The organism is Streptomyces sp. NPDC019443, assembly GCF_044389785.1.
GTDB lineage: Bacteria > Actinomycetota > Actinomycetes > Streptomycetales > Streptomycetaceae > Streptomyces.
The window spans coordinates 137,549-162,687 of record NZ_JBIRYJ010000011.1 but is presented as its reverse complement, the minus strand read 5'-3'; the positions used below and the strand labels follow the sequence as shown (position 1 = coordinate 162,687).

The 25,139-nt window shown below is 68.3% G+C and carries 18 protein-coding genes and 1 tRNA gene; 12 read left to right on the top strand and 7 right to left on the bottom strand.

The genetic code is table 11. The annotated features are described in order from the left end of the window. Positions 1-42 precede the first annotated feature (42 nt). Positions 43-507: a GatB/YqeY domain-containing protein gene (locus tag ACH492_RS29170; RefSeq protein ID WP_356227441.1), complete on the bottom strand. Its 465-nt coding sequence runs from the start codon at positions 505-507 to the stop codon at positions 43-45. Positions 508-685: 178 nt separating this feature from the next. On the opposite strand from ACH492_RS29170, the gene mptB reads away from it, so the two are divergent. The 6 genes from mptB (at position 686) to ACH492_RS29140 (ending at position 7,442) form a co-directional block, all read left to right on the top strand. Further along, positions 686-2,134, top strand: a complete 1,449-nt coding sequence (gene mptB, locus ACH492_RS29165) for a polyprenol phosphomannose-dependent alpha 1,6 mannosyltransferase MptB (protein ID WP_398990732.1) — start codon at positions 686-688, stop codon at positions 2,132-2,134. Positions 2,135-2,142: 8 nt separating this feature from the next. After that, the gene (locus tag ACH492_RS29160) at positions 2,143-3,465 is read left to right on the top strand and encodes a glycosyltransferase 87 family protein (RefSeq protein ID WP_398990730.1); all 1,323 of its coding nucleotides are present in this window, start codon (positions 2,143-2,145) and stop codon (positions 3,463-3,465) included. Next, entirely contained in the window at positions 3,360-4,286 is a 927-nt protein-coding gene (locus ACH492_RS29155) for a metallophosphoesterase (protein ID WP_398990728.1), read from the top strand. Before ACH492_RS29160 ends, ACH492_RS29155 begins: the two co-directional genes overlap by 106 nt. A gap of 134 nt (positions 4,287-4,420) precedes the next feature. Then, positions 4,421-4,494, top strand: a tRNA-Pro gene (locus ACH492_RS29150). Positions 4,495-5,095: 601 nt separating this feature from the next. After that, positions 5,096-6,238: a hypothetical protein gene (locus tag ACH492_RS29145; RefSeq protein WP_398990726.1), complete on the top strand. Its 1,143-nt coding sequence runs from the start codon at positions 5,096-5,098 to the stop codon at positions 6,236-6,238. A 295-nt stretch (positions 6,239-6,533) separates the two neighbouring features. Beyond that, the gene (locus ACH492_RS29140) at positions 6,534-7,442 is read left to right on the top strand and encodes a TIR domain-containing protein (protein WP_398990724.1); all 909 of its coding nucleotides are present in this window, start codon (positions 6,534-6,536) and stop codon (positions 7,440-7,442) included. Positions 7,443-8,081: 639 nt separating this feature from the next. Here the strand turns inward: ACH492_RS29140 and ACH492_RS29135 are convergent. Next, positions 8,082-12,665 (bottom strand): ATP-binding protein, encoded by a 4,584-nt coding sequence (locus ACH492_RS29135; RefSeq protein ID WP_398990722.1) that lies wholly within the window; start codon positions 12,663-12,665, stop codon positions 8,082-8,084. A 419-nt stretch (positions 12,666-13,084) separates the two neighbouring features. On the opposite strand from ACH492_RS29135, the gene ACH492_RS29130 reads away from it, so the two are divergent. Next, positions 13,085-14,776: a PE-PGRS family protein gene (locus ACH492_RS29130; protein ID WP_398990720.1), complete on the top strand. Its 1,692-nt coding sequence runs from the start codon at positions 13,085-13,087 to the stop codon at positions 14,774-14,776. Here the strand turns inward: ACH492_RS29130 and ACH492_RS29125 are convergent. From ACH492_RS29125 to ACH492_RS29110, 4 genes are all read right to left on the bottom strand, one after another. Next, positions 14,706-15,548 carry a PE-PGRS family protein gene (locus tag ACH492_RS29125; RefSeq protein ID WP_398990718.1) on the bottom strand — a complete coding sequence of 281 codons (843 nt, stop codon included), beginning with the start codon at positions 15,546-15,548 and terminating at the stop codon, positions 14,706-14,708. The genes ACH492_RS29130 and ACH492_RS29125 overlap by 71 nt on opposite strands. Before the next feature lie 182 nt (positions 15,549-15,730). After that, positions 15,731-17,254 carry a tyrosine-type recombinase/integrase gene (locus ACH492_RS29120; protein WP_398990716.1) on the bottom strand — a complete coding sequence of 508 codons (1,524 nt, stop codon included), beginning with the start codon at positions 17,252-17,254 and terminating at the stop codon, positions 15,731-15,733. A 42-nt stretch (positions 17,255-17,296) separates the two neighbouring features. Further along, the gene (locus ACH492_RS29115) at positions 17,297-17,671 is read right to left on the bottom strand and encodes a helix-turn-helix domain-containing protein (RefSeq protein WP_398990714.1); all 375 of its coding nucleotides are present in this window, start codon (positions 17,669-17,671) and stop codon (positions 17,297-17,299) included. Between the two features lie 75 nt (positions 17,672-17,746). After that, on the bottom strand, positions 17,747-18,004 hold the full coding sequence (locus ACH492_RS29110) for a helix-turn-helix domain-containing protein (protein ID WP_398990712.1): 258 nt from the start codon (positions 18,002-18,004) through the stop codon (positions 17,747-17,749). Between the two features lie 510 nt (positions 18,005-18,514). Between ACH492_RS29110 and ACH492_RS29105 the strand changes: the two genes are divergently transcribed. The 5 genes from ACH492_RS29105 (at position 18,515) to ACH492_RS29085 (ending at position 24,269) form a co-directional block, all read left to right on the top strand. Next, positions 18,515-19,459, top strand: a complete 945-nt coding sequence (locus tag ACH492_RS29105; protein WP_398990711.1) for a hypothetical protein — start codon at positions 18,515-18,517, stop codon at positions 19,457-19,459. Further along, the gene (locus ACH492_RS29100) at positions 19,456-20,151 is read left to right on the top strand and encodes an ATP-binding protein (protein ID WP_398990835.1); all 696 of its coding nucleotides are present in this window, start codon (positions 19,456-19,458) and stop codon (positions 20,149-20,151) included. Before ACH492_RS29105 ends, ACH492_RS29100 begins: the two co-directional genes overlap by 4 nt. A 209-nt stretch (positions 20,152-20,360) precedes the next feature. Next, positions 20,361-21,908, top strand: coding sequence for a hypothetical protein (locus ACH492_RS29095; RefSeq protein ID WP_398990709.1), 1,548 nt, complete (start codon positions 20,361-20,363; stop codon positions 21,906-21,908). After that, positions 21,905-22,396 (top strand): plasmid mobilization protein, encoded by a 492-nt coding sequence (locus ACH492_RS29090; protein WP_398990707.1) that lies wholly within the window; start codon positions 21,905-21,907, stop codon positions 22,394-22,396. Before ACH492_RS29095 ends, ACH492_RS29090 begins: the two co-directional genes overlap by 4 nt. A 112-nt stretch (positions 22,397-22,508) precedes the next feature. After that, positions 22,509-24,269, top strand: coding sequence for a relaxase/mobilization nuclease domain-containing protein (locus ACH492_RS29085; protein WP_398990705.1), 1,761 nt, complete (start codon positions 22,509-22,511; stop codon positions 24,267-24,269). Here the strand turns inward: ACH492_RS29085 and ACH492_RS29080 are convergent. Beyond that, the gene (locus ACH492_RS29080; protein WP_398990703.1) at positions 24,222-25,046 is read right to left on the bottom strand and encodes a DUF317 domain-containing protein; all 825 of its coding nucleotides are present in this window, start codon (positions 25,044-25,046) and stop codon (positions 24,222-24,224) included. The genes ACH492_RS29085 and ACH492_RS29080 overlap by 48 nt on opposite strands. Positions 25,047-25,139 lie beyond the last annotated feature (93 nt).

Here is a 25,139-nt window from a genome sequence, read left to right as displayed (position 1 = left end):
GGTGGCCGGGTCCCCCTCATCTCGTACATCTCGTAACCTCCGTCAGCCCGCGAGGAGCTGCTTCACCGCGGCGGCCACCCGGCCGCCCTCGGCGCGTCCCGCCACCTTCGGGTTCACGATCTTCATGACGGCGCCCATGGCGCGCGGGCCCTCGGCGCCCGCGGCCTTCGCCTCCTCGACGGCCTGCGCGACGATGGCGCCGAGCTCGTCGTCGGTCAGCTGCTGCGGCAGGTACGCGTCGAGCAGCACGCCCTCCGCCTGCTCCCGCTCGGCCTGCTCGGGGCGGCCGCCCTGGGCGAAGGCCTCCGCGGCCTCGCGGCGCTTCTTCGCCTCCTTGGCGATCACCTTCTGCACCTCGTCGTCGGAGAGCTCGCGGGCCGTCTTGCCCGAGACCTCCTCCTTGGTGATCGCGGCGAGGGTCAGCCGGAGCGTGGAGGAGCGCAGTTCGTCACGCGCCCTGATCGCCTCGGTGAGGTCTTCGTGCAGCTTGGACTTGAGCGTGGTCATGGGCCAAGTGTGTCAGGTGCGGTGATGTCCTTGCCCGCGCATTTCCCTGGGGTTGCCTTGGAAGGACGTGCCTCGTGTACGGCTGTCCGTACGTTCGTAATACGGCCGACATACGGCGGCCGCTCGATGGCGATGCCTGCGTCGCCTTTAGGACACCGCCCGTTGACAGTCTGCCCAGATGCTGGCCGTCCCCGTCCCCCTCGACACCCGCCGCTGCCAACTGCTGGGGCTGCTGGGCTCGGCAGCGCTCGCCGCGGGCGGTGTGACCGCGGGTGCGCTGCCCGTACGGGATGCGCTCGCCCCCGAGTCCGGCCGCGCCGCACTCGGCCTGGTCGCCGCGTACTTCGGACTCGTACTGCTGGTCGCCGCCTGGGCGCTGCTCGGGCGGGCGGTGCGCGGTCCCGAGCCGCCGGGTCGCCGAACCCTGCTGCTCACGCTCGGGCTGTGGGCCGCGCCGCTGCTGCTGGCGCCGCCGCTGTTCAGCCGGGACGTGTACAGCTATCTCGCGCAGGGGGCGATGGTCGACGCACAGATCGATGTGTACGCGAACGGGCCATCCCGGCTCGGCGGGCCGCTGAACGCCGAGGTGGCGCCACTGTGGCAGCACACCCCGACTCCGTATGGACCGCTCTTCCTCGCCTTCGCGACCGCGATAACCGACTTCTCCCGTACCGAGGTGTTCACCGGAGTGCTCGGCATGCGGCTGGTCGCGCTGCTCGGGGTCGCCGTGATGGTCCTCTGCCTGCCCACGCTGGCCCGGCACTGCGGCGCCGACCCGGCCACCGCGCTCTGGCTCGGGGCGCTCAACCCGCTGGTGCTGCTGCATCTCGTCGGCGGGGCGCACAATGACGCGATCATGCTCGGGCTGCTGGGCGCGGGGCTGGTGGCGGCGCTGGGCCGGTGGCCGATCCTGGCCGTCGTACTGGTCACCCTCGCCGCCCTGGTGAAGGCCCCGGCCGCGCTGGGGCTACTGGCCATCGCCCTGCTCTGGGGCCGACAGCTCGTGGGCCGTACCCCTCAGTTGAAGGCCCCACGCGTGAAGGCCGCGCTGGCCGTGCTCGGAGTCTGCGCAGCAACGACGGGGGCGACAACAGCCGTGGCAGGTACGGGATACGGGTGGATAGCCGCCCTCGACACCCCGGTCTCGCCGCAGAACTGGTCGATCACCTCGTCACTCGGCCGGATGACGGGTGCGCTGCTGGAGAGCGCGGGCAGCGGCCTGGCCCAATTCGCCGCCCCTGCCTGGCACTTGGCGGGCCTGGCCGCCACCGCGCTGGCCATACTGATCGCCTGGCGGCGCCATCTGCCCCGCCCGGTGTACGCACTCGGGCTGAGCCTGACCGCGGTGGCCGTCCTCGGACCCGCGATACGGCCCTGGTACGTGCTGTGGGGCCTGTTCCTGATTGCCGCCGCCGGGCCCGACAGACCGGTGCGCCGGGCGGTCGCCGCGGCGAGCGCCGTACTGGCCCTGGCCGTACTGCCCAGTGGCTTCGCACCGGAGGGGCCGCAGGTGGCGCTGGCGACCTTCGGCGGAATCCTCGCGGTGCTCGCGCTGTGGTGCACGCACCGCATCGCGGGACGGGCCTCGTCCCGCGCCGGGACCGGACCGCTGGGGAGCGCCGTATGAGGGCGAGCATGACCTTGCCGACGGGCACGCGCGGACGGCTGCTCCTGGTGGTGGGTCTCGCGGCGGCCGTCGGGCTCTTCCTCGCGACGGTCCCGCTCCACCGGGACTGGTTCGACCTCGGCGTCTACTACGGAACCGTCGACAGCTGGAAGCACGGCGGGAGCATCTACGACTATCTGGTTCCCGGGACGCACTACGGCTTCACGTATCCGCCGTTCGCCGCCCTGTGCATGCTGCCGATGACCCTGCTCGACTGGCCGAGCGCCGTCGCGATCAGCACGCTGCTCAATCTCGCGGCGGCGGGCGCGATCCTGTACTGGACGGCCGGCGCCGCCGTCCGCCGGCAGGGCTGGTCCCGGTGGTTCGCCTTCGCCGTTGCGGGCTGTCTGTTCGTCCTGCTGGAGCCGGTCCGCGACACCTTCAGCTTCGGCCAGGTCAATCTGCTGCTGCTGGCGCTCGTACTCGCCGACGCCTGGCTGCTGTCCACGGGCCGCGAGCGGTTCGCGGGCCTCGGCATCGGCCTCGCCGCCGCGATCAAGCTCACCCCCGCCATCTTCATCTGCTACCTGCTGGTGACCCGGCGCTGGCGTGCCGCCGCCACGGCCTCGGGCGTCGCGATCACCGCGACGCTGCTGGCTCTGTGGGCGGCCCCCGACGCGTCGCGCGTCTACTGGACCGAGGCGATGTGGGACACGGACCGCGTCGGTTCGCTCGCGTACGTCTCCAACCAGTCCTGGCAGGGAGTCCTGGCCCGGCTCTCGGAACCGGGCGCCCCCAGCCGCCTGGTGTGGGCGGTCGGCGTGATCGTCCTCCTGTGCGTCTGGGCCTGGCGCGCACGCCGCGCGGTCGCCGCGGGCGACGAGATGGCGGGCTTCGCGCTGACCGGCCTCACGGCCTGTCTCATCAGCCCGGTCACCTGGGTGCACCATCTGGTCTGGCTGTTCCCGGCACTCGCCGTACTCATCGACGCGGGTCTGCGCCACAGGAAGGACGACCCGAGGCGACGGCGACTGCTGAGGTGGGCCGTGGCGATCTATGTGGTGCTGTGCAGCAGCGTCGTATGGCTGTGGAGCTGGGACGCCACGGGTGTCGACGGCTTCCTCGGCAGCAATACGTACGTCTGGATCTCGCTCGGCCTGCTGCTCGCACTCCCACTCCGGGAAGGCGCGCCCGCGGCGGCCGCCCACCCCCTCCCCCAGCCTGCGGGGTCTGCAACGATGGGCGCATGCGCGCACGCTACGGAGTACCCCTGGGAATCACGGCAGTCGGCGCGGCCGGCCTCGCCTACGCCGCCAGCTTCGAGGCCCGCTCCTTCCGCCTCCGACGGCTGAGGGTTCCGGTGCTGCCGCAGGGGATGCGGCCGCTGCGCGTACTCCAGGTCTCCGACATCCACATGGTGAGCGGCCAGCGCAAGAAACGCGCCTGGCTCCAGTCGCTCGCGGGCCTGCGCCCGGACTTCGTGATCAACACTGGCGACAACCTGTCCGACCCGGAGGCCGTGCCGGAGGTCCTGGACGCGCTCGGCCCGCTGCTCGAATACCCCGGCGTGTACGTCTTCGGCTCCAACGACTACTACGGCCCCAAGCTCCGTAACCCCGCCCGCTATCTCTTCGAGAAGGCGCAGGGCCGGCACGGCCTGAACGGCAACACCCCGGCCGTCGGCGTGGTCCACAACCCGTGGGAAGGCCTGCGCGACGCCTTCGACGCGGCGGGCTGGGTGGGCCTGAACAACGCCCGCGGCCACCTGAAGCTGGACGGTTACGAACTCGCCTTCACCGGCCTCGACGACCCCCACATCAAGCGCGACCGCTACGACAGCGTCGCGGGCGGCCCGGATCCGGGCGCCGACCTGTCACTGGCCGTCGTCCACGCCCCGTATCTGCGCACGCTCGACGCCTTCACGGCGGACGGCTACCCCCTGATCCTGGCGGGCCACACCCACGGCGGCCAGCTGTGCATCCCCTTCTACGGGGCGCTGGTCACCAACTGCGACCTGGACACGGCCCGCGTGAAGGGCCTGTCCACCCACCGGTCCGACTCAAACGTCTCGTACCTCCACGTCTCGGCGGGCTGCGGCACGAACCGCTACACCCCGGTGCGGTTCGCGTGCCCGCCGGAGGCGACGCTGCTGACGCTGACGACGCGGGACTGAGGGCGGTGCGGGGACTGGGGACGGGGCGCCGGTGTAGGTGCCGGATGAGGCCCTGGCGGGGGCGCGAAAACCGGATTTCGCCTGCGGGCGCGGGTGGGCTAAAGTAATCGATGTCGCCGCGATGCCGGTGACATCGGGGTGTAGCGCAGCTTGGCAGCGCGCTTCGTTCGGGACGAAGAGGTCGTGGGTTCAAATCCCGCCACCCCGACAGCGAAACACCAGGTCAGGGGCCTGATCCGCAGTGCGGGTCGGGCCCCTGAGTGGTTCCGGGGGCCGTCTTGGGAGCCATTTGGGAGCCAGTCCCCAGATCCCAGGGCCGCGACCCGAAACGCCCGCTCGCTCTACTCGGCCTCAACTGATTACGGACCGGACTTCACGCGACTACGCCGAGGCCCTGACGGCGTAGACGGTCATCGTGTGGACAGCCGAGTCAAGATGCGCGCTCGCTGACCGAGCTTGACACTGACGCCATGAGAGATCGTCCGTTGATCGTAGTCCACGTCCCGGATGAGCGCGGCCTGCGTGCGGTAACCGTCCAAGGAGAATCCGTCGGCAAAGCGTGGTCAGTTCGAGATCTACGCAGAATGCTGCGCCGTGCGGGCTTTCCTAACGTGAATCTCGACGATCGAGCGCATGTCCACTGGATGGCCGAAAAGACGTTGTGGCCAGATCGGCCCTGGCGAAGGCGGGCAACAGCCTCCTTCATGGCGCTTGGATTCCTGGCATCAGCCACTGTGCTCTTTATGGTTGGGTCAGAGGACGCATTTCGAGCTCTCACGTGGGGAGGACGTCTCGTCGGAGTCACCTTCGTGGCCGCAGCCCTGGTTGAGGCGCTCGGGCTGCTGGCCCTCATTAACTATTGGGGAAAGAGAACAGTAAGGTACTCCGGAGAGGCTGTCCTGCTCGGCGTCCTAGCCGTGACGGGTACCAATCTAATGTGCTTGATCACACAGATAGAGGGCGGCGACTACACACCGTGGTTATGGCTCTGGGTCGGCCTCCTTCTCTGGTCGGCTTGGGCGCTATGGGCATTGAACAAACAGAGAGTATGGCGCGGAATCCCCTATCCCAAGCAATTTGCGGTCGGCGTTGCCGCATCCACAGCGGTTGGCGCAGTAAGCTTGACTTATTCCCAAATGTATGTTCCATATTCAACGCCGACCATCATTCCATTCTCCTCGTCATTTGGCAAGCCGACCCTGGATTCAAAAAACAAAGTTCTCCATGTACCGGTCCGTCTAGTGCTGCGCAACACAGGAACTGTGCGCATCCACGTAGTCGGGACGCTTTGGAAGGCCAAAGGGTTGCCCGGCAAGTTCTCCAAAGAGGGAAGCAGTGTTGAGGACTGGAAGAACGACATGTGGGCCGCCCGACCAACTCTGCGCCACGACAATCTCGCGCCCTCCCGTTTGCTCGGCGCTGGAGAAATTGTAAATGGAGGGGCATGGCTCGATCCGGGAGATGACTTCTCCGCAGACGTCACCGTCAAGGTGCCGACAGATACCGGGATCAACAGGGTGGAAATAGGTTCATTTCTATCCTATATACGAGCGGATAGATGCAAGCTCAGCAACAGCTACAAAAACTCCTATCTTTTCTCCTGGGATCCTGAATCCAATGACAAGCAGCACTCGTGGGATGCGCCTGGATGGGTCGCTGAACCCGGGGATGATTTTTTTCGTTATGCATCGAGAATCTATCGCAGCAGCGAACTCTTGAACATGACCCGGGCGTCCGACTATGCGAGCGCGTGGTGGGTCCTTCCGAAGTGGCGCGAGGGGGCCGACTGGGCTGAAGGCGATACGGATCCTTACATGACAGTCAGCATATCGAGAGACCCCGAAGCCGAGCAGCAACTCTCCGATGATGAACAGGAACCCTACGGTATGAAGACCCTTAACATATCGAAGGGGCAGACAATGGAGCAGCTCCTGAAGGCGGCCAGCAAGTAGCCCAGCCCATGTTCGTTGACGGCTCGCCAGTTCAGTTTTCGGGCCCATTGGGTTGTTCGAGCCCTCCGGGCAGCCGGAGCGAAGAACATCGCGGCCGGCCTCCGCCGCAACGCCCGCGACTCCGTCACCCCCTCGCACTTCCTCGGCCTCAAGTGATCACAAACCAGGCGTCAGGCGACTACGCCGAAGCCCTGCCCCAGATCCGGCTCCCGATCTCGTCAGCTGAGTCCGTTGTCAGACCCTGCCGCTAACGTCGAATGGCATAGGTCTCTCGTACATCAGCAGGGAGCAAGGCATGCCGACCACAGCAGAAGACGGGCGTGAGGTGAACCGCCGCAAAGTGTTCGTGATCCACGGACGCAACGAGCACGCACGCCGGGGACTGTTCGAGTTCCTGCGCGCCATCGGGCTCGACCCGATCGAGTGGTCGGAGGCAGGCCGCATGACAGGGAAGGGCTCCCCGTATATCGGTGAGATCCTCGATGCGGCATTCGGCAGCGCCCAGGCGGTCATCGTCCTGCAGACCCCGGACGATGTCACCTATCTGCACGAGAGCCTGACTCACCCAGGCGACCCAGAGTGCAACCCGCAGATGCAGCCCCGCCCGAATGTGCTCTTCGAGGCAGGCATGGCCATGGGTCGCGACGCGGATCGCACTGTGATCGTGGAACTCGGGCAGGTGAAGATCTTCAGCGACATCCACGGTCGGCATGCCGTACGCCTCGACAACAGCGTCAAGAAGCGGCAGGACCTTGCGACCCGTCTAGAAAGCGCAGGGTGTGCTACGCGGCTGACCGGAACGGACTGGCACGAGGCCGGAGACCTGACCCCGCCCGTCCCCCCAGGTGGCGGGCTCCCGATGGGCCGAAAGCTGCCGTCATCGCAGGCGACGGGTACACCCCGGTTGGAAGCCCGGTACGTCGACAATGGGCGCAACAAGATGGGCGCCGTTCAGATCACCAACCACGGGCCCGGAGACGTGTACGACCTAGACGTGGATGCGGAGGGCGCGGTAGGGCTCGTCACCCGAAACTCCGGCGAGTTCCCCGTGCCGAAGCTGCCCGCCGGCAAGTCCGTGAGTGTGCTGCGCATGTCCTCGGACTCTCTCGCATCGCGCTCGAACTCGTACTTCAACATCACCATCACCGGCAAGACCGTCGATGGGACACCGATCGAGATCGACGAGTTCGTGGGTGGAGCGTGACATGGATATCCCAATGACCCTGCCCCTGGACCACGATGGGTTCCTCCGCCGGGAATGCCCGCACTGCGTACGCCAGTTCAAGTGGCATCCTGGTCCGGCGAACGAGGAGGCTGAGCAACAGCCCACCCCGACGACCTACTACTGCCCCCTGTGCGGGCAGCCGGCAGGACCGAACTCCTGGTGGACGCAGGAACAACTCGACTACGCCGGAGGCTTGGCCGCTCCTGCGGCAATGCGGGAGGTCGAACGAGGACTGCGAGACGCGTTCAAGGGCGCCAGCACCAAGTACGTGAAGTTCAACTTCAAAGGCGGCTTCGACACACCTGATGTACCGGCTCCGCCCACCGAGCCGGACGACATGGTCATCGTGGCTTCTCCCTGTCACACATACGAGCCAGTGAAGGTCCCCGAAGACGCATCAGGGCCCTACCATTGCCTCGTATGTGGTCAAGCCTTTGCGGTGTGAAGCCCAGATCTGAGAAGCCCTTGTCGAGCGCGACCGCATGACCTCGAAGACATCGCAGGTGTACAACCGCGCCAGGCGCTGCCCAGTCCTCAGCCGAGGAAAGAACCCGGGCTCCTCGCCCCGTCGCGATCAGCATGCGTTCGTGAACACGAGCGGGACACCGTTCATATCTCTCACGCCTCAGCGTCCGGCCATTGCCACACCGTTGCGTCGGCATCCGCGTCGCGTACGCCCTTGAGCCTCACTTCAGCCGTGGATTCGACCTCGAAGAAGCGCAACGGATCGGTGATGATCCGGAGCGTCGGGGTCCCCCTGCCCTCTTCCAGGTTCGAGGCGATGACGAGTGAGTAGTTGCTTCCCTCTGCGAGCGCACGCGTGAGTTCCGCGCTGGTGAGGGAAACGTCGGTGGGCTCTGCCCCGCCATGAGCCTTGATCTCGTAGAAGTGTTCTGCCGAGTCGACGGCGTCCGCCCCCAACCGAAGAAGACCTCGCTGGTCTTCCAGCGTCCGCCCTTGCTCGTGAAGAATCCGCGCAAGCAGTTCGAGGACGACCTTCTCCTTGTCCCGGTCCTGGTAGCCGAGCGGTCCGGATCGCTCGGTGGGTGCAGCCCCGCCCTGACGCGGTTGCGGCAGCGAGCCAGCACGACGCTTCCCCGATGAGGACGCGGAGCGAGTCTGCGACGAGGCATTGGTACAGGTGGACTGTGGGGTACGCGCCTGCAGTTCGGCCAAGGAGACCAGCTTGCGAGGCTCGGCCGACGGCAGGGTAGGTGGGGCTCCCACGCCGGAAAGCATGGGAGCCGGCGGAGGTGCCGGGATCGACGAGACACCGGCAGGTGGATTCACCGGGCCGCGCGGCTGGGATGGAACCGCGGGGCCGGAGGGCCGCGACAATTCCCGCTCCCGCAACTGCGAAGCCAAACGCTCGCGGTCCTCGTGATCTTGCTGACCGGACGGGACGAGCGGAGCGACAGGAGCGTCCTGCGGCCAGTCCGTCTCCCAGAGATCGCGCCAGCGATGCCCTACGTGAGCGCGCTCCGTTGAGAAGAGGGAGGCCACGGCCAACCCGCCTCCCCGGGTGGTTCTCAGAGCCTCAGGGCTACTGACGAAGAGCGCCTTGGCTTCCGGGTCGACATGCGCATCGACCGGGACCTCGATCACCTCATGGTCTTCGCCCGGGTTCAGCCGGATCCGCAGCTCCGGCAAGACCCGTACTTCAAGCTCCATCAGCCAGGCCCAGTCCGTGAAAGCCTCGGCGGCGGCCGGCTCGTCCCGTACGAGAGTGTCCTGCAGGCTGGTCACCGCCCATCGGAAGTCCTCGGTCAGCTGCCGATCAGGACGTGCACGGTCCGGGGCGACGACACATGCTTCCGACGCCTCCAACTTGTGCACCTTGAGGAGACCCAACAGGCCGATGAATTGCTGCAGATCTCCGCCCGGCTGCCAAACGTGCAGGTGCTCGCCAAGCGTGCGCGCGATGGCGGGGTGGTCTACCGCGTAGACGGGCCGTGCCTTCGTCCAGCCGAGGGTGGTGCGCAGCGGCAGCCAGCGCAGCTTGGAACGCAGGCCGGGAGAGACGGGACCATCAGCCGAAGTGACAGTGTCGGCGAGGGACCTCAGCGCCTCCAGCGTCACGCGCTGGTGGTCCGCCTGGAGCTGGGTGCCGGACTGCGCGATCTCCTTCAGCACATCAGCAAGGTCCTCGGGCCTCGGCTCTTCGATCCAGAGAGCATCCCAGAGCGGGTTCAACTCAGGGTCAGGGATGGCGAATGGCCGGAAGCCGCGGAGGATCGTGGGACCACGGAAGCAGTCACCCGCCCTCTGCCACCCCTGGTCGGTGAGCACGAAGTCGGTGCCGCTGAAGGCATCCCGGACCTTCTTCCGCAGCTCGCTGCGGGACGTTCCCGCCGCCTCGCTTCGCAGTCGCCCCGCCAGTGCCTGATAGACGAGATAGACCTCGGCCTTGAGATGATCGTCCACCGGGCCGGGAGCCGTGGAGCGCTCCCGCAGTTCCCGCAATCGATGGATCAGCTGAGGAACGTCGGGGTCTCCGTTCACCCCCAGAGCCGCCAGGACATCAATTCGGTTGGACGTGGGCTGATGGATCGCAGGATGCAGGTACCCCGGGTCGTCCTGGCCGTAGAGCGCCTGCGCGTCGCGCGTGCGCAAGTGCACCTGCCCCGGAGTGCGAAGTTTGCCGCTGCTGTCCTCCAACCAGGCGGTCTCCCGGAGCCGCCAAACCCAGAGAGCTGCCGTCTGGCCACGCACGTTCCATCGGTAGTACGCCTCCGCCGCCTGCACGTCCGCGTGTTCGGAGAACGTGATCATGCCTGGCTTGCCCAGCGTCTGCAGCAAGGCCGCCGTACGACGCCTGCGATCCTGAGGGTTCTGCTCGGCGATGATGTGCTGCACCACGGCGTCCAGGTCCGGGCTGCTTCGGTCGTCCAGCGTGTAGTGCGCGCCCAATCGGCGCAATTCCCTCCTGCGCGCAGCTGGCGATAGCTGGCAGTCGCGCGACAGACCGATGCGGGAGTCCGTCTCGTACTCCTTGGTCTCCCAGCTTGGCTGAAGCTCCTTGAGCCGGGGTGCGTCCGCCACCCCGAGGAGGCGTAGGAAAGCCGTACGGCTCAGCCCACACTGTGCTTGGGACAGCAGTGTGCGCGCATATGAGCGATGCACCCACCTGATGCCGGGGGTCTTCCCCGCGGCGGCGGCGAAACGATCTCCGTCGGTGCTCTCCAGCGCTTGCGGAAGGTAGGCGTGTGCGGGCTGCACCATGCACGGCTTTTCGTTGCCTTCGGGGTCGTGCATGTAGCCGTCGAGGAGTACGGCCCGTCCGATGCCAGGACCGAGTCGCTCACGTACCTTCTTCGACACTTCTCCCAAGCCCCGCTGGATGGCAACGAGTTGCTCGACTCCACATACCGTGTCACCGCCGATTCGTCTGCCCGCGCGTCCCATCCGTTCAATTCGGCGCAGTACGGCCGCAGTGTCGTCACGCCGTACGAGACAGTCCTGTTTCCGCAGCCAGCCGAGGACACTCCGGGACCACTGCGAGTCCTGCGAGTAGCTGGCATGGAGGTTCACGACGATGCCCAGCGCGTCCAGCGGGCTGGTACCGCGTGGCTCGGCGTCCTGGTGCTCCGCGAACGCGACGCCGACTGCCGTTGGCCGCAGACGCCGACCGTCGGCTGTGATGACACACGGCTGGTTGCGCACCAGGTAGTCGAGGTCCTCCTCGATGGCAACCGCCGTGAGGCGGATGGTCTGCTCGACGCCGTACTCGGTGTCGTCGAGTGAGAGGAGCGCGTCACTGACCCGCACCTCATCGGCGAGTTCCGCGGTGCCTTCGTCGCGCCAGTCGGTGAGGACTTCGCGCCACTGGTGGGCAACGTCGCGAGCGCGTTGTGGAAAGGTAGTCGGCAGCCCGGCCAACCGGGCGATATCCTCGTCGCCCAGCACGCCCGACAGCTGCGGCTCCTCAACGGCGAGCGCCGAGAGTGGCTTCGTGTTCCCATCCGGGCAGGGCAGGGAGAGCTGGGATGCCAGCCACGTGCGGGAACGGTCGACCAACGCCGCACGGATGCTGTCCTGGAGTCGAGGGGTTGACGAGGGGTCGGAGGAGGGTAGCGGAACGAGGTGCCAAGCCGACGGCTCGACGTCGCTGAGTACGTCGAGGGCAGCAGCAGCCCAGAGGTCCGCGACGAGCGGGACGAGGTCCTCGTTCCATCGGCTGGCAGCGAATCCTTCACGGCTGACGACGGGGTCGAACTGGGCGTGCACGCGGGCTGCGGCTCTCAACTCGACCACGGGTAGCCCAGCGTGCACACTCCCCATTTCCGGTCCGTGCACCGGCAGCGCAACGGCGACCGGCATGGAGGCTCCCACCGCCTTGTGCCGACGGGTACTCGTGCCGTGCGGTGCGACATGGGCGTCGTAGACCCGCCACAATCCCCCGCTGGTCGTCCGGGCCTCACGGACCCGGACGTCCGCTTCCTCACCGTCGATACGGAGCCTTCGCCGGTCGATCTCCGTCCAGCTCAACCTGAGCGTCACCGACGGCGTTTCATCATCGGCCCCCTGCTCATCAGGGCAGTCGCTGAGGGCTTCGACCCGCCTCACGTGCCGGAGGAAGAGCAAGGAGCTGTCGTTCCACGTCTCGAACCACTCGAAGAGCTCCGAGGCGGACAGTACGTCGGCGGCTAGAGGGATTCGGAAGACTGTCCACTCGGGCCCTGCGAGTTGCTCCGGCACCATCAGCGGCTCGACCGCCCGAATAGATAGGTCGGCGAACCTCACGTGGAAGGGGTAACAGTGCACCTCCCAGATGGTCGCGAGGGCGCGCAAGGTCGCCAGCCCGATGCCGAATCGCCCAGTGGCCTCCGCGTCGGAGGTCTTCCCGCTGAGCCACGGCAGGCCGAGCAGCAGGACGTCGGCCAGTCGCACGCCCTTGCCATCGTGGGCGATCAACAGCTCCTCGGGGCGCCAAATGAACCGGACCTGACCAGCCCCCATGTCGTCGGCGTTCTGCACCATCTCAGACAGGACCTGCAGTCGATCCGACGAGAGGGTTTCGGCACCCCTTTGCCCTCCCTCGGCCATCAGCCGGAAGACGCCAGGCCCACTCCGAAGGCCCTCATCGAGGAGCCCCACCGCGCGAACGGCCTGCCCAACGTTCTCGACGCCGAGGCCCGGATCCGTCCGCGGATCCGACAGCAGTGCTTCCACTGCTGCAATGAGCTCCTCGTCCTCGTTCACGCGAATCTCCTCCCCATAGGCTGTTGTCGAGAGCGCTCCCCCACGCCCCGCCCAAGCCTCAAGGCTGAGGACGATCCATCTGGCCATGACCGGCTAAATCCCGCCAAAGGCCGGCAACCGCAAACTCCCCGCTCAGCCCGTCAACCACACGTCAGGCCGCAGGTCGCAGTCCGCGCAGGCTCACAGCCATCAGCCCAGGCTGCAGTTCACGAACGGCCAAAATCACCCGTTCCTGAGGCCAGATTGTCACACCGGCGTGCTATGGGCCGTTTGGCCCCGCAGACGCGGTGGCTACGTACAGGGCCGGCCGTTCTGTCCAACTGGACACTCTTCAAAGACGCATGGCCGCGTTGAACGCGCAGGAGGAGTCACCCTGCACGGGTTGTGCTGACGTGACCACAGACGGTACGACGATCGCCATGCACCCTTGGTCTCCGATAAACGACCGCCAGCTCGCGCTCCTCACCCGTATCGGGAAGGACACCGAGCCCGTTACCTCGGACAGCCCCGAGCTCGCCGTCACCGCCCGCGCTCTGAAGGGCCGGGGTTTGATCACCATGCCGAAGCAGGCTGGAAAGTGGCAGGCGGAGATCACTGACGCGGGACGTTTCTACCTGGAGCACGGGCAACATCCCGACCACCCGGAGCGGACTCCACGCAAACCTCGTTCGGCGGCGTCTGGAGCCAAGGCGCCGGCTACCCCTCGCCCTCAGCAGGACGCTACTCCCCCGCCCAAGGCGAACCCAGCCCCGCAGCGTGCCGTCAAACCCCCACGCCCGTCACCAGCAGAAGTCGGAGCCGCACTGATCGCGCAGGTGCAGGAAGCCGGACGATTTCTTCGGATCCCGAACCCTAGCGACCAGGAGCGGGCCCGCTACCGGAGAGCATTCGACGCCGCGCGGCAGTGTGCCCCCGAGGGATACCACCTCAGGCACAGCGGGCGGGCGAAAGGGGACTTCTTCCTCGGCCTGCTCAGGGTGACCGGCGAGGACGACACCGAGTGGAACCGGATTCGCCTGGCACGCAGCCGTGTGATCACCGACGTTGAGGACGTGATCGCCGCGGTGACCGCGGACCACAGCGCCTTTGAGATCTCCGAGGAGGTCCTCCCCCGGATGCTCTCACTGCTCCGGCTCCTCGCCGAGCAGGCCCTCGTCCGCCATGGCGAGATCGCGGTGTCCAAGAAGCGCAGGCAGCCGAGACCCCTGCTCACCATCCACGGCAGGACGTACGAGATCAGCTTCCGCGAGCGGCAGAAGCAGGTTCGATACGTGCCCAAGCAGCCGGGCCGACGTACGTACGACTGGCAGCGGGTCACTCCGGCGCAACAGTTCGAGCCGTCCGGCGAGCTGGAGCTGCATTTCAGCCAGCACTCGGGCTACAGCTACGCCTCCGGCTGGAAGAAGGACTGGGCCGACACCGCCAAGAAGCCGCTGGAGGACCAGATCGGTTCGGTCTTCCGAGCGCTCAAGGCCCGTGCGGAAGAGCAGGAGCGGGCTCGGCTGGAGCGCGAAGCTGAGCAGCGACGGCTGCGGGAAGAGCGGGAAGCGGAACAGCAGCGACTGCGCGAGGAGCAGGAGCGGCAGGAGGAAGAGCGCCGTCGTCGGGAAGCGGAGGAGAAGGAGCGTAGGCAGCGGGAGTGGGAGGTGGCCGTCAGCGTCGCGTCCATCAAGGCGGTGGACGCGGTGCGTGCCGAGCGCTTCGGCACGGCCATGGAGCAGTGGCGAGGCGCAGGGGAGATCAGGGACTTCTGCGCAGCTCTGGACAAAGCCGCCACCACGTCCGAAGACGTCCTCGACGCCGAAAGGCTGCGGGAGTGGTCGGCGTGGGGGAAGGCCGAGGCAGACCGGCTCGACCCCACAGTGAGCGGCAGGGGACTGGCTGGCCACAACTTCCACGCGAAGCCGACGGGAGACCAGCTGCGGCCGTTTCTCGACGGCTGGCACCCGCAGCGGCCGGAGAAGGAGAAGCTGCCGGAGAAGGAGAAGCCTCAGGCGGACGTCGCGCCACCCAAGCCGGAGCCAGACCGGCGGCGCGACTTCAGCGACGAACTTCTGGACCAAGGCTGGAGATATGGACGCCAAGGTCGCGCTCAATGGTGGAGGCGATGACACCATGCCCGCGGTCACGTAGGGCCGTCACCGCACGCTCGACCAATTGCCCGAGCCGAATAACCTCGGCGCGCAGGGCAACCAGTTCGTCGTAGCGCTCGGACTTGTCCTCGCCACACCACGCCCGCACAGTTCTCAGGACGGCCGCTTCCGCGTCCAGCTTGCAGTCGTCCCGGCGGCTATAGGAGTACCAGGAGGACTGGGCACGTTCCTGCTCCAGGCTCTGCTGCTTGCGGTCCACCTCCGGCAGGATCGTCTCGGCGAGGCGGTCGGCCACATGACGGGCGAGGCGTTCAGTGACCGGCCAACCGGCCAGGCACAGGCCGTCGCGGTTCTCATAGACCATAGGGTCGCCCCGCAGTTCCGCGGCGTCCATGCCGACGAGCGTTGCGGTCTCATCCAGCCGGCCCATGTCCAGAATCCCGGCATCCGGGACGCCGCGTCGTAGACGTAGTTTGCTCTTCGGTCGGACGAACCCGAGGATCAGCCGCGCGGCCTCGAAGTCCGTGCTGCCCCTCACGTGTCGCGACGCCTCGGCCAATGCCAATTCCGCCTCGTCGTCCGCGCGGAACGTTCCAACCTTCGCCCACGGCGCTACGAGGGAAGTGGGATTGACCCATTCCTGCAGGCCGGCGGCGTCGCCTTCGAGGAACCGCACGTGGACCCAGCCGGTCCTGCCGGGTCCGCCCACACGAACGATCTCTACCTGGCGAACCGCGCTGCCCAGTTCCTTCGGCCTCGCGCGGTATGCCCAGTGCTCGCCCATCTCCATGTGCCCATTGAGCCAGGTCCGTTGATTCCGGCGCCCGTCGATTCGCCAAAACCACCAGAAGGAACCGAGCGCACCAGGTTCCCGTCGACGTGATCAGGCCCAGTGGGTAGGCCGACCGTGCTTCGAGCGAAAAGGAAGCGCCTGTGCACCGTACGAGGCACAGGCGCAACTCGCCGCTGGCGTTACGCCAGGCCACGTGTCTGCCTCCGTGCGCGCAGAAGGTCATCGAGCACGCGCACCGGTGACGTGGGACGCATGGCAAGCCGCGCGTCGAGCGCAGCCTCCCACTGTTCGGTCAGACCGAGCATGAGCCGCTTGCGCATGCCGGGCGTGACATGGGCGTAGCGCGCCGAGACCGAGGCGTCGATGTGGCCCATGCGCTCGTCCATGAGCACCTTCTCGGTGCCGAGGTCCTCCATCATGGTCCGGTGGGTGTGGCGGAGCCCGTGGGGTGTGAGGCCCTTGGCGATCGGGAGCCAGCATGCGTCGGCCCGCGCACTGGCGCCGCGCCCCCGCGCCGGGACACCGGGCCAAGGCTCGCCGAGTAGCGGCACAGGCCGTGGTTCCTGCGGCGCCTTCTTCGGGTACCAGCCGGAGACCGCAGGGGTGAACAGCCACGTCGCGAAACCGTTCCTGCGCCAATGGACTGCGTGCGTCGGCGCCGCGCCGCCCCGTACGAAACCGAGGTCCGCGATGGCCTTCTCGACCCGTACACGCGTGGCTTCGGTGACACGGTCGGGGTGGTTGAGGACATTGGACACCGTCCCCGTGGAGATGCCGGCGCGGTGCGCGACGTCGGTGAGCTTCGCGCCCTGGTGGCCACCGGTACGACCCGCGCCCTGCCCGCGGAAGACGTAGGTCCTGCCGTGGCACGAGCAGGGCGTCGGCTTGGTGCGGGCGACGTGGTTGGCGACCAGGGCCGACAGCCAGTCCATGGAATCGATGGTGCGATAGCTGTCGTCCTTGGGCGGGCAGCGCACCAGCACCCCTGTGTCGAGTTCGTACAGCTGCCACTCAACGCGGACAGCCCCGGGACGTGCGAACTCGGTCTCCAGGCCGACGATCTCGCCCCAGCGCATGCCGGTGTATCCCTTGAGGACGACGGCGACGAACTCGTCGTCGCGGCCGGAGAGCAGGGCGGCCCTCTCGGCGGTCAGCAGGATGCCGAGCGCGTCGGTGACGACCTTCTCCGGGCCTCGGTCCCTGGAGCGCCCGGCGCGCTTACCGCGCCCCCGCCGCCTGGCCGCCGGGTTGGACGTGATCAGGCCCTCGTCGATCGCGTCCTCGAAGATCAGGTGGAGTGTCGAGCGCCAGGTCTTGACGCTGGAGGCCGCGTAGAGAGCCTTCTCCTTCTTCTCCCACCGGTCGACGTCCGTGCGCAGGACGCCGGCGAGGGCCTTGTCCTCGAACTCGGGGAGCAGGTGCTCCTCGATGTGGCGCTTGTAGTTCTGCATGGTCGAGGCGGCCAGGTCCTGAGCCTCGTACCAGCGGTTCGCGTACTCGCCGAAGGTCTCCTGGCCGAGCGCCGGATCGCGCCAGTCCCCGCGCCGGTACTTGTTCTCGGCCTCACTCGCGGCGCGCTGGGCCTCTCCCTTGGTGGCGAACTTGATCGCCTTGCCGTTGTCATCGACGACCGTGAGGTGCTTGCCGGGCGCGGTCTTGTATCGGCCGCGCCAGTAGTTTCCGCGCTTCTCCGCGAAACCCAAGTCCCGCTTTCCTCCCCTTGTTCCGCTTTCGTTGGTGGCGCGCTACGCGACGGTGTCGTACTGCGTCCGACGCGGCGGCCGGGCACGCAGGCGCGGCGCCGAGGCACCGAGCGACCGGCGAGGTTGCGGAGTGGCCTGAGCCGTCGGCGTCGAGATCGGAGCAGCCACCGCTGCGACGCCTTGCCGAGGCCGCGCCGGACGCTCCTCGTAGAGGCGCACGATCTCGGCGAGATGACCGACGGTGAATCGGTAGGCGCGGCCGACCCGGGTGTGCGGGATCAGTCGGCGTCGCGCTCGGTCCTTGACCCACCAGGCAGAGCAGCCGAGGATCTCGGCGATCTCCTCGGGGCGGTAGAGGCGCGGCAGCGCAGCTTCGCCCTCTGTGCCGGAAAGGCCGGGCGTGCGGGCAGGGGGCATCGCGGAGTGATGCAAGGGAGGCGGGTCCTATCTCGGTGACGGGTGTGCTCGGTCAGCGGTGCTGGACGGACCTCGTCACAGGGCGCTCGGCCCCTGCAGCAGCACGAGGGGCGAGACGAGGAGGGCTTCGGCGATGACGACGAGGTCGTCGACGTCGCAGCGGCGCTGGGCGCGTTCGATGCGGGACAGCATCGTGTTGGACATGGGGCGCCCGAGGACGGTCACGCGGTCGGCCAACTGACGCTGGGCAAGGCCGCGTTCGATGCGGAGGATTTCGATGGTTCGGGCGGCCCGTATTCCTGCGGACCCGATTTCCAATGATCGTGCTGCCATGGCTCCAGTTGTAGCGTCCATTCGCCGGTTTGGTTAACCGGCGATCGTGGCCTATGTTCCGCCGCGCGCAGTTCGCACGTGTGGAGATTCGCCGCTTCTTTAGCCCTGGTTCCGCAATGCTGCGCGGCACCCAGAGACGGCTCTGACGTGGGGTGTTGTGTTGTAGCTTCCTCGTCGCTAGCACGTCAACGACTTGGCGATGTGATGCTTCTGGCTCGGCATCCGGGGCAACTTTTTGGTCAACCGGCGATCGTGCCCTACCGTTTTCGCACCGTCCTTTGCAGCCCGATTCCCGGCAGCCTTTCTGCCGTCAGAGATTCGACTGGATTGGGCTGGACTTGCGCGACCTGGGTGTGGCTATGTTGACGACACCCCCTGGAAACGCGACCGGCTCTCAGCGCACCCGGCGCCAACAGCCGGTCAACGCCCTGCCCTTGCACCCGAACAGCCGCGATCGACGGTGAGCCGTGGGTGCCCGCCCACGAGTAACCGAGTGAGGACCGCCACCTCTTGGCACGAATCCGCACCATCAAGCCCGAAGCCTTCGTCTCCGAATCCCTGGCCGCCATCACCCTGACCGCCGAGCGCACCTTCTTCGGCCTGCTCACCCAAGCCGACGACCAGGGTCGCCACCGCGACCACGCCGCGATCATCGCCGGACAGCTGTGGGTCCTGCGCCCGGACCACACCCCCGCCTACGTCGAGGAGGACCTCGCCCAACTCGCCGACGCCGGCCTCATCTGCCGCTACCAGGGCCCGGATCACAAGCGCTACCTGCACATCGTGACCTGGCAGCAGCATCAGAAGATCAACCGGCCCAGCAAGAGCCGCCTCCCAGCCTGCCCACACCACGACGCCCCGGCCGGCATCATGCCGAGCACCGCCGAGCGCGCCACACGCGGCAGCGTCACGGAGCCCGCACCGCCGCCTCACGGAGCCCACCGTGAAGGCTCCGGCGAAGTGCTGGAGCCTGCGGTGAACCCAGACGCTGATGACGAAACCGCAGGTCAGACGAATTTCACGGAGCCCTCCATGAAGGAGCACGGAGGATTCCCTGCGGCTGCGGTGACGCCTCACGGTCCGGATCTAGGACCTAGGATCATGGATCTAGGAACTACCCCTTCGGGGGGCGCAAGCGCCCCCGCACCCGACACCGTCTCGGCCCAGCAGCTCATTGCCGAGTACGCCGCCGCCTGCACCCACCGCCCGCCCAGGGACGTCCTGGGCCATCTCGGCCGGGAAGTGCGCAAGCTGCTCGACGAGGGCATCGCCCCCGCCCACATCCGGTCCGGGCTCGAACGGCACCGCGCCAAGGGCCTGCACGCCAGCGTCTTGCCGAGCCTGGTGCACGAGGCCATGAACGCCACGCCCACGCCCACGCCCACCATGCCGGTTGCCCACAAGCCGTGGACGAACCCGGGCGACATCGCCACCGCCTACGGAGAAGAGCTCTGACCGACACCCTCACCCGCGCGCCCCAGCGCGTCGGCCCTCTCGCCGACCGCCTCAACGGCATCCTGGCCAGCCGCGGCATCGACGCCAGCACCGCAGCCGAGGAACCTACCGAGCCGGCCCTCACCGCGCTGGAACTCGCCGACTCCCGCATCCCCGCCCGTTATCGCCGCGCCCTGGCCGACCACCCACAGGTCACCGCCTGGGCCGACCAGGTCGCCCACGCCGGATGCCCCGGCCCTGGCGGACCCGGCATCGCGGAAGGCCCGTCGCTGCTGATCGCCGGCCCCACCGGCACCGGTAAGACCCACCAGGCGTACGGCGCCATCCGCGCCCTCCTCGCCCGCGGCGTCCGTCTGCGCTGGGAAGCCATCACGACCGCCGACCTGTACGCGCGCCTCCGCCCCCGGGCCGGGCACGACGCCGAACGCGACCTGCAGACGCTGGCCCGCTGCCCGCTGCTGCTCCTGGACGACCTCGGCGCGGCCAAGACCAGCGAGTGGACCGAGGAACTCACCTACCGGCTCATCAACCACCGGTACGAGCACCTGCGCCCCACTCTCATCACCACCAACCTCCCCACCGCCGAGCTGCGCACCGCACTCGGCGACCGCGTCGCCTCCCGCCTCGCCGAGATGACCGAACGCGTCATCCTCACCGGCCCCGACCGACGCCGCACCGCGCCCACCGCCTAACCGGCCCACGCGCCTCCTCCCCCGCCCTGCCTCGCTTCACCGCCCAGGCTCGCACCTGCCCTGGACCGCGCGGGCCCGTTGGAGGGCCCCTGTATGACGCGCCGCTGCGCGGCACCTACGCGTGGCCGCCTCCTTGCAGGAGGGGTCGCGTAAGCGCCCCGCCGTGATCGTCCTCCCCTTCCGCTTCCTCTGACCTTGGAGACCCATCCATGCCCCCTATCGCCTTCGCGCCCCTGGCTGCCGGGAGTGCCGGCACTCCGCTCCTCCGCGGCTGGGCCACCTCCCCCACGATGACAGCGGTGCTGCTCGTGCTGCTCGTGCTTCTCGCGCTGTTTGCCGGATGGATGATCCGCCAGCAGCGCCGCCAGCCGCCCAGCGCCAACCGCTGGCGCGGGACTGTCGCAGTGCGAGTCGCTGCCGTTGCCGCGCTTGGCTGCACCGCCTACAGCGCGGACACCAGCTGGCGGTTCGCCGCCGACTACCTGGACATGGGCAGTACCGTCGAGCGCGCCTTCATGTTCGCCACCGCCGAACTGACCCTGTTCGCCACTGCTCTGATGGCTCGCCAGAACCTCAACGGGCCCGCACGGGCGCCGGGGCTGCCCGGAGTCCTGGTATGGGTGATCACCGCAGTGCAGATCATCCCGGCCTACGCCGAGTTCGGACCGGTCGGCGGCACTGTGCGGGCCTTGGTAGGGCCGGTTATGGCCGCGATGTTGTGGCACCTGGCCATGGGCATCGAGCTGCGCCACCGCACCCCCGAGGCCGCCTCACGCAGCCTGGCTGCCGTCCTCGTCCGCCAGGCACGCGAACACCTGCTGGCCCGGTTGGGCATAGCCGACCAGGACGCGGATGCCGCCCGACTCATCCGCGAGCAGGCGCTGAGCGAATCCGTTGCCCTGATCCTGCGCGTCGAGGCGATGACCGATCAGCAGCGCGGTAAGCGGCGGGGACGACGCCTGGCAGAGCGCTTGCACGGGGCCCTGGAGCGGGCCGATGTCGACAGTGATCCCCTCCAGGACGAGTTGCTGCTGCGCAAGCTCGCCACCCGCAAGCAGGCTTTCGGCCTCGGCTCCATCACACTGCCGCCGCGCTGGCACGCCCCGACCTCGTATGCCGCCCGTAACTTCGGACACAGCCGCCCGCACTCCGTCCACCCGGAACCAGCGCAACAGGCAGAGGACACCGCCCGCCCGCACCCGTCGGAACCGGGCGACGACCAACTGCCCCCGGCTGCCCGCCCACAGCCTGCCCGCCCGACGCCAGGACCGCCTTCACGGGCGGAGCCTGCGGTCCGCCCGCCCGAAGACGGCCCGTCGCTCACGGGCGACACCTCGGGCAGCGCACCGGGCAGGCGCGAACGAAAACGGGCTGCCCGGAAGGAACGTGAGGACCGCAAACCCCGCGCCTCGGAAGAGGTCATCCTCGACGTCGCCCGCCGCATGTACGACGAGACCGGGAGCGTCAGCCGCGACCGGGTGGAGGGCGCCCTGCGCGACGCCGACTACACCGTCTCCAGCGACGACGCCGGACGCGTCGTCCGCGAGTTCAAGATCCAACTCAAGGCCGCGCCCAACGTCCAACGGCTCCAACAACCACACCCTGAGATGGAGGCCCGATGCACGACCCGCACCGCGAAGAACCCACCACCCACGTCAACTCCCTACCAACCACCCCTGCCCCAGAGGGAGCAAGTTGGAGGTTCGGACACTCCCCCGCAGGGGGAGCGCCCGAACCCGACACCGCCCCAGGGGTGACGGGGCCCGACCGGCGCCAGGGGGCACCGGGCGGGAAGGCTGCGACCGAGGGCGGATCGCAGCCAGTCAGGGCCAGCCACAAGGGCAAGGCCAAGACGGGGAAGTCGCGCCCGCGCGACAAGAAGCAGCGCCCCGCTCACAGCGTCCGTCTCAACGAGCAAGAACTCGCCATCATCGAGGCCGGCGCCGAACACGTCGGCATGAGCGTGGCCGGGTTCCTCGCCTATTCCGCCCTGGCCGCCGCCCGTGACCAAGCGCGGACCGCAGCCGCCATCGCCACCGAGCGCGACGTCCTCACCGCCCTGTTCGGCGTACGCCGTCAGCTCGGCTGGGCCGGCGGCAACGTCAACCAAATCGCCAAGGCGCTCAACTCCGGTGCTGACGCGCCACACTTCGTCACCGCTCTTGACGATCTGCAACGCGCCGCGCAGGCCGTCCAGCGGGCGTCCGACAGGATCACCAGCCGACAGGAGAACGAGGCAGCTTGATCCCTCGGATCCACAAGCAGGGCAGCAACACCCTCGGCCTTCTTCACTACCTGTACGGCAAGGGCACCCACGAGGAACACGTCGACCCGCACCTGGTCGTTCCTTCGACAACATGGCTCCGGACCCCGGACGCGACCCCTCGGCGACGAAGAAGGCTCTCCAGCACCTTCTCGACCAGCCCCTGTCCCTCCTCGATGCGGACCAGCGTCCCGACAGGCACGTCTGGCACTGCTCCGTGCGCGCCGCTCCCGACGACCCGGTCCTCAGCGATGCACAGTGGGGCGACATCGCCCGCCGCATGGTCGCCGCCACCGGCATCGACCCCGGCGACGGCGCGGGCTGCCGCTGGGCGGCTGTCCGCCACGCCGACGATCACATCCACATCATCGCCACGCTCGTACGCGAAGACGGCCGCCGCCCCGACCACCACCGCTCCGGCAAACGTGCCCAGGCCGAAGCCCGCCTCATCGAAGCCGACTACGACCTCCACCGCGTCACCCCAGGCGACGGCACCGCCGCCAAGCGGCCCACCAGCGCCGAACGGCACAAAGCTGAACGCCAGGGCCGGGACCGCACCGTACGGGAGGAACTGCGCGAGACCGTCCGCCGCGCAGTTGCCGGCGCTGAAACCGAGCAGGAGTTCCTCGACCGCCTCAAAGCCGCCGGCCTCCTCGTGCGCACCCGCGTCCTGCCCTCGGGTGACCTGCGCGGCTACACCGTCGCCCTGCCCGGCGACCGCAACAAGGATGGAGAACCGGTCTTCTACTCCGGCTCCACGCTCGCACCCGACCTGTCCCTGCCCCGCCTCCAAGCCCGCTTCGACACGTCTGCCGTCGCGTCGGCGCAGACCGGCACCGACCACCAGGACCATCCACTGCAGTGGCCCGCGCCGTCCGCAGCACGGCGCACCGCCACGCACGCGGCATGGGCGGCCCTTCTCGTTCTCGACCAGGGGAACGACAGGGCAGCCGCCGCGCAGATCACCGCCACCGGCGAGGTCCTCGACGCCCTCGCCAGAACCTCCGCCCTCCACACCCGGCACCAGCTACAGAAGGCGGCGTCGGCATTCGAGCGAGCCTCCCGCTCCCACGCTCGCGAGGACTTCCGTCACAGCCAGCAGCTACGCCGGGCAGCCCGAGAGTTGGTCCGCAGCGGCCCAGCGCTCGGCCGGAGCGAGGACGGCGCCACCACCGCCATGGCGATCGACATGCTGTTCTTCCTCATCATCGCCGCCGCCCACTGGCACGCGAAGAAGGGCCACGCCCAGCAGGCCGCCGCCGCCCGCCAAGCAGCCGATCACCTGCGCGCCGCCTACCAGACCGCCGCAGCCCAGCCCCTCGGCGTCCTCTACCAGCGCGGCCGACACCTGGGCCATCCTTTGCTGCAGCGGCAAACGGCGGCGCTGCGCGAGGCGCTGCCGGAGCTGGCCGAGAAGATCCTCGCCGAACCCGGCTGGTACGCCCTCGCCGTCACTCTCACCGACGCCGAAAACGCTGGCCACTCCCCCGCCACGCTCCTCTCGGAGGCGGCAGGGAAACGGGAACTGGAGAGCGCGGAGTCGGTCAGCGACGTGCTCGTATGGCGGCTCCGCCGGGCTGCCGACCTGCCCGCCGACACCACCGGCATGTGGCCCCACGAGCACAGGGGAATGCAGTCGACGCCGTGCGCAGCGCCCGGCACAGGGACGGACCGTCACCCGCGCCCGCAGGCCGTGACTGCGGATGGTGAACGCGGCCGAGAGCACCGTCATGTTCAGTCAGGCCGATACAGCACGAAGCCGGGCCTCCCGATTCGGGAGGCCCGGCTTCGTAGCGCGGAGCGACAATCAACCAGCGGGGACGCGCAGGAGGCGCTCCCGCGTGCTCTCCGGTAGCACCCGGCGCAGGACCGGTGCGGTGGAGCTGAGGGAGTGGGCGAACGCAGCGACGAGGTCGTGCGGCACGCTGGCACCGAACGACACAGCCCACAGATACGGGGCGCCCACCGCGGGCTCAGCCCACGCCTGCCATCCGAAGGGCCCTGTCTCATCCGGCCCGGTGGTCAGGGCGCTGGGGTCAGCGTCCTGGATGAGGGGCGGGACCTCGCTGAGGCTGAGGCGGGAGGTGAACGTGGGATGCACCGCCGTCGAGTGGGGCTGGTCGGCCTCGCGGAGCCAGCCCTGTGCGGTGACCGCGTCGAGGACCACCTCGGGCCCGGTCAACGAGGCCGTGGGATGGTCGCATTCGTCGAGCGCGAGGAGGAAGTCGGTGAGGACCTCGCCGGGGACATCGAGGGTGAAGTAGGCGGACCATTCCGCGAGCGGACTGCTCGCGTCGGAGCGTGCGGAGACCTGCCAGGCGATCGGCAGCCCACCAAGCTGGAACGGCTCGTCGGGCAGCACCCACTGGGCCCAGCGGAGGCTGTCGGGGCTGATGTGGAGGACGGTGCTGCGCAGAACCTGCCGGTCCTCCGGTGCCTCGTCGGGCTCCTGGCGTCCGCGGACGATCACAAGGCTGGTCCAGCCGAGGCCGGCGAGCGTGTCGGCGATGGCGTCGTAGAGACGTCCGTCGTCACCGGCCAGGTGCCGCGGACCGACCCAGTACGAGGGCAGGGCGCCCCGGTTCGAGGTGGACGGGTCGAGCAGAGGGTCGGGATACAGGGGCGCCTCCAAGGGCTTGGCGCGGGTCTACTTGCCGCCGGCGATGCGGCGGGGCGGCGCGGCGCTGCACTGCGGCGCCGGGACGGGAGCCTGGCAGGTCAGGAT

Bases quoted from the DNA above. Each gene is read 5' to 3' on its own strand.
- ACH492_RS29170 (WP_356227441.1), bottom strand. From the start codon at position 507: ATGACCACGCTCAAGTCCAAGCTGCACGAAGACCTCACCGAGGCGATC.
- mptB (WP_398990732.1), top strand. From the start codon at position 686: ATGCTGGCCGTCCCCGTCCCCCTCGACACCCGCCGCTGCCAACTGCTG.
- ACH492_RS29160 (WP_398990730.1), top strand. From the start codon at position 2,143: ATGACCTTGCCGACGGGCACGCGCGGACGGCTGCTCCTGGTGGTGGGT.
- ACH492_RS29155 (WP_398990728.1), top strand. From the start codon at position 3,360: ATGCGCGCACGCTACGGAGTACCCCTGGGAATCACGGCAGTCGGCGCG.
- ACH492_RS29140 (WP_398990724.1), top strand. From the start codon at position 6,534: ATGCCGACCACAGCAGAAGACGGGCGTGAGGTGAACCGCCGCAAAGTG.
- ACH492_RS29130 (WP_398990720.1), top strand. From the start codon at position 13,085: ATGCACCCTTGGTCTCCGATAAACGACCGCCAGCTCGCGCTCCTCACC.
- ACH492_RS29125 (WP_398990718.1), bottom strand. From the start codon at position 15,548: ATGGAGATGGGCGAGCACTGGGCATACCGCGCGAGGCCGAAGGAACTG.
- ACH492_RS29115 (WP_398990714.1), bottom strand. From the start codon at position 17,671: ATGCCCCCTGCCCGCACGCCCGGCCTTTCCGGCACAGAGGGCGAAGCT.
- ACH492_RS29110 (WP_398990712.1), bottom strand. From the start codon at position 18,004: ATGGCAGCACGATCATTGGAAATCGGGTCCGCAGGAATACGGGCCGCC.
- ACH492_RS29095 (WP_398990709.1), top strand. From the start codon at position 20,361: ATGCCCCCTATCGCCTTCGCGCCCCTGGCTGCCGGGAGTGCCGGCACT.
- ACH492_RS29085 (WP_398990705.1), top strand. From the start codon at position 22,509: ATGGCTCCGGACCCCGGACGCGACCCCTCGGCGACGAAGAAGGCTCTC.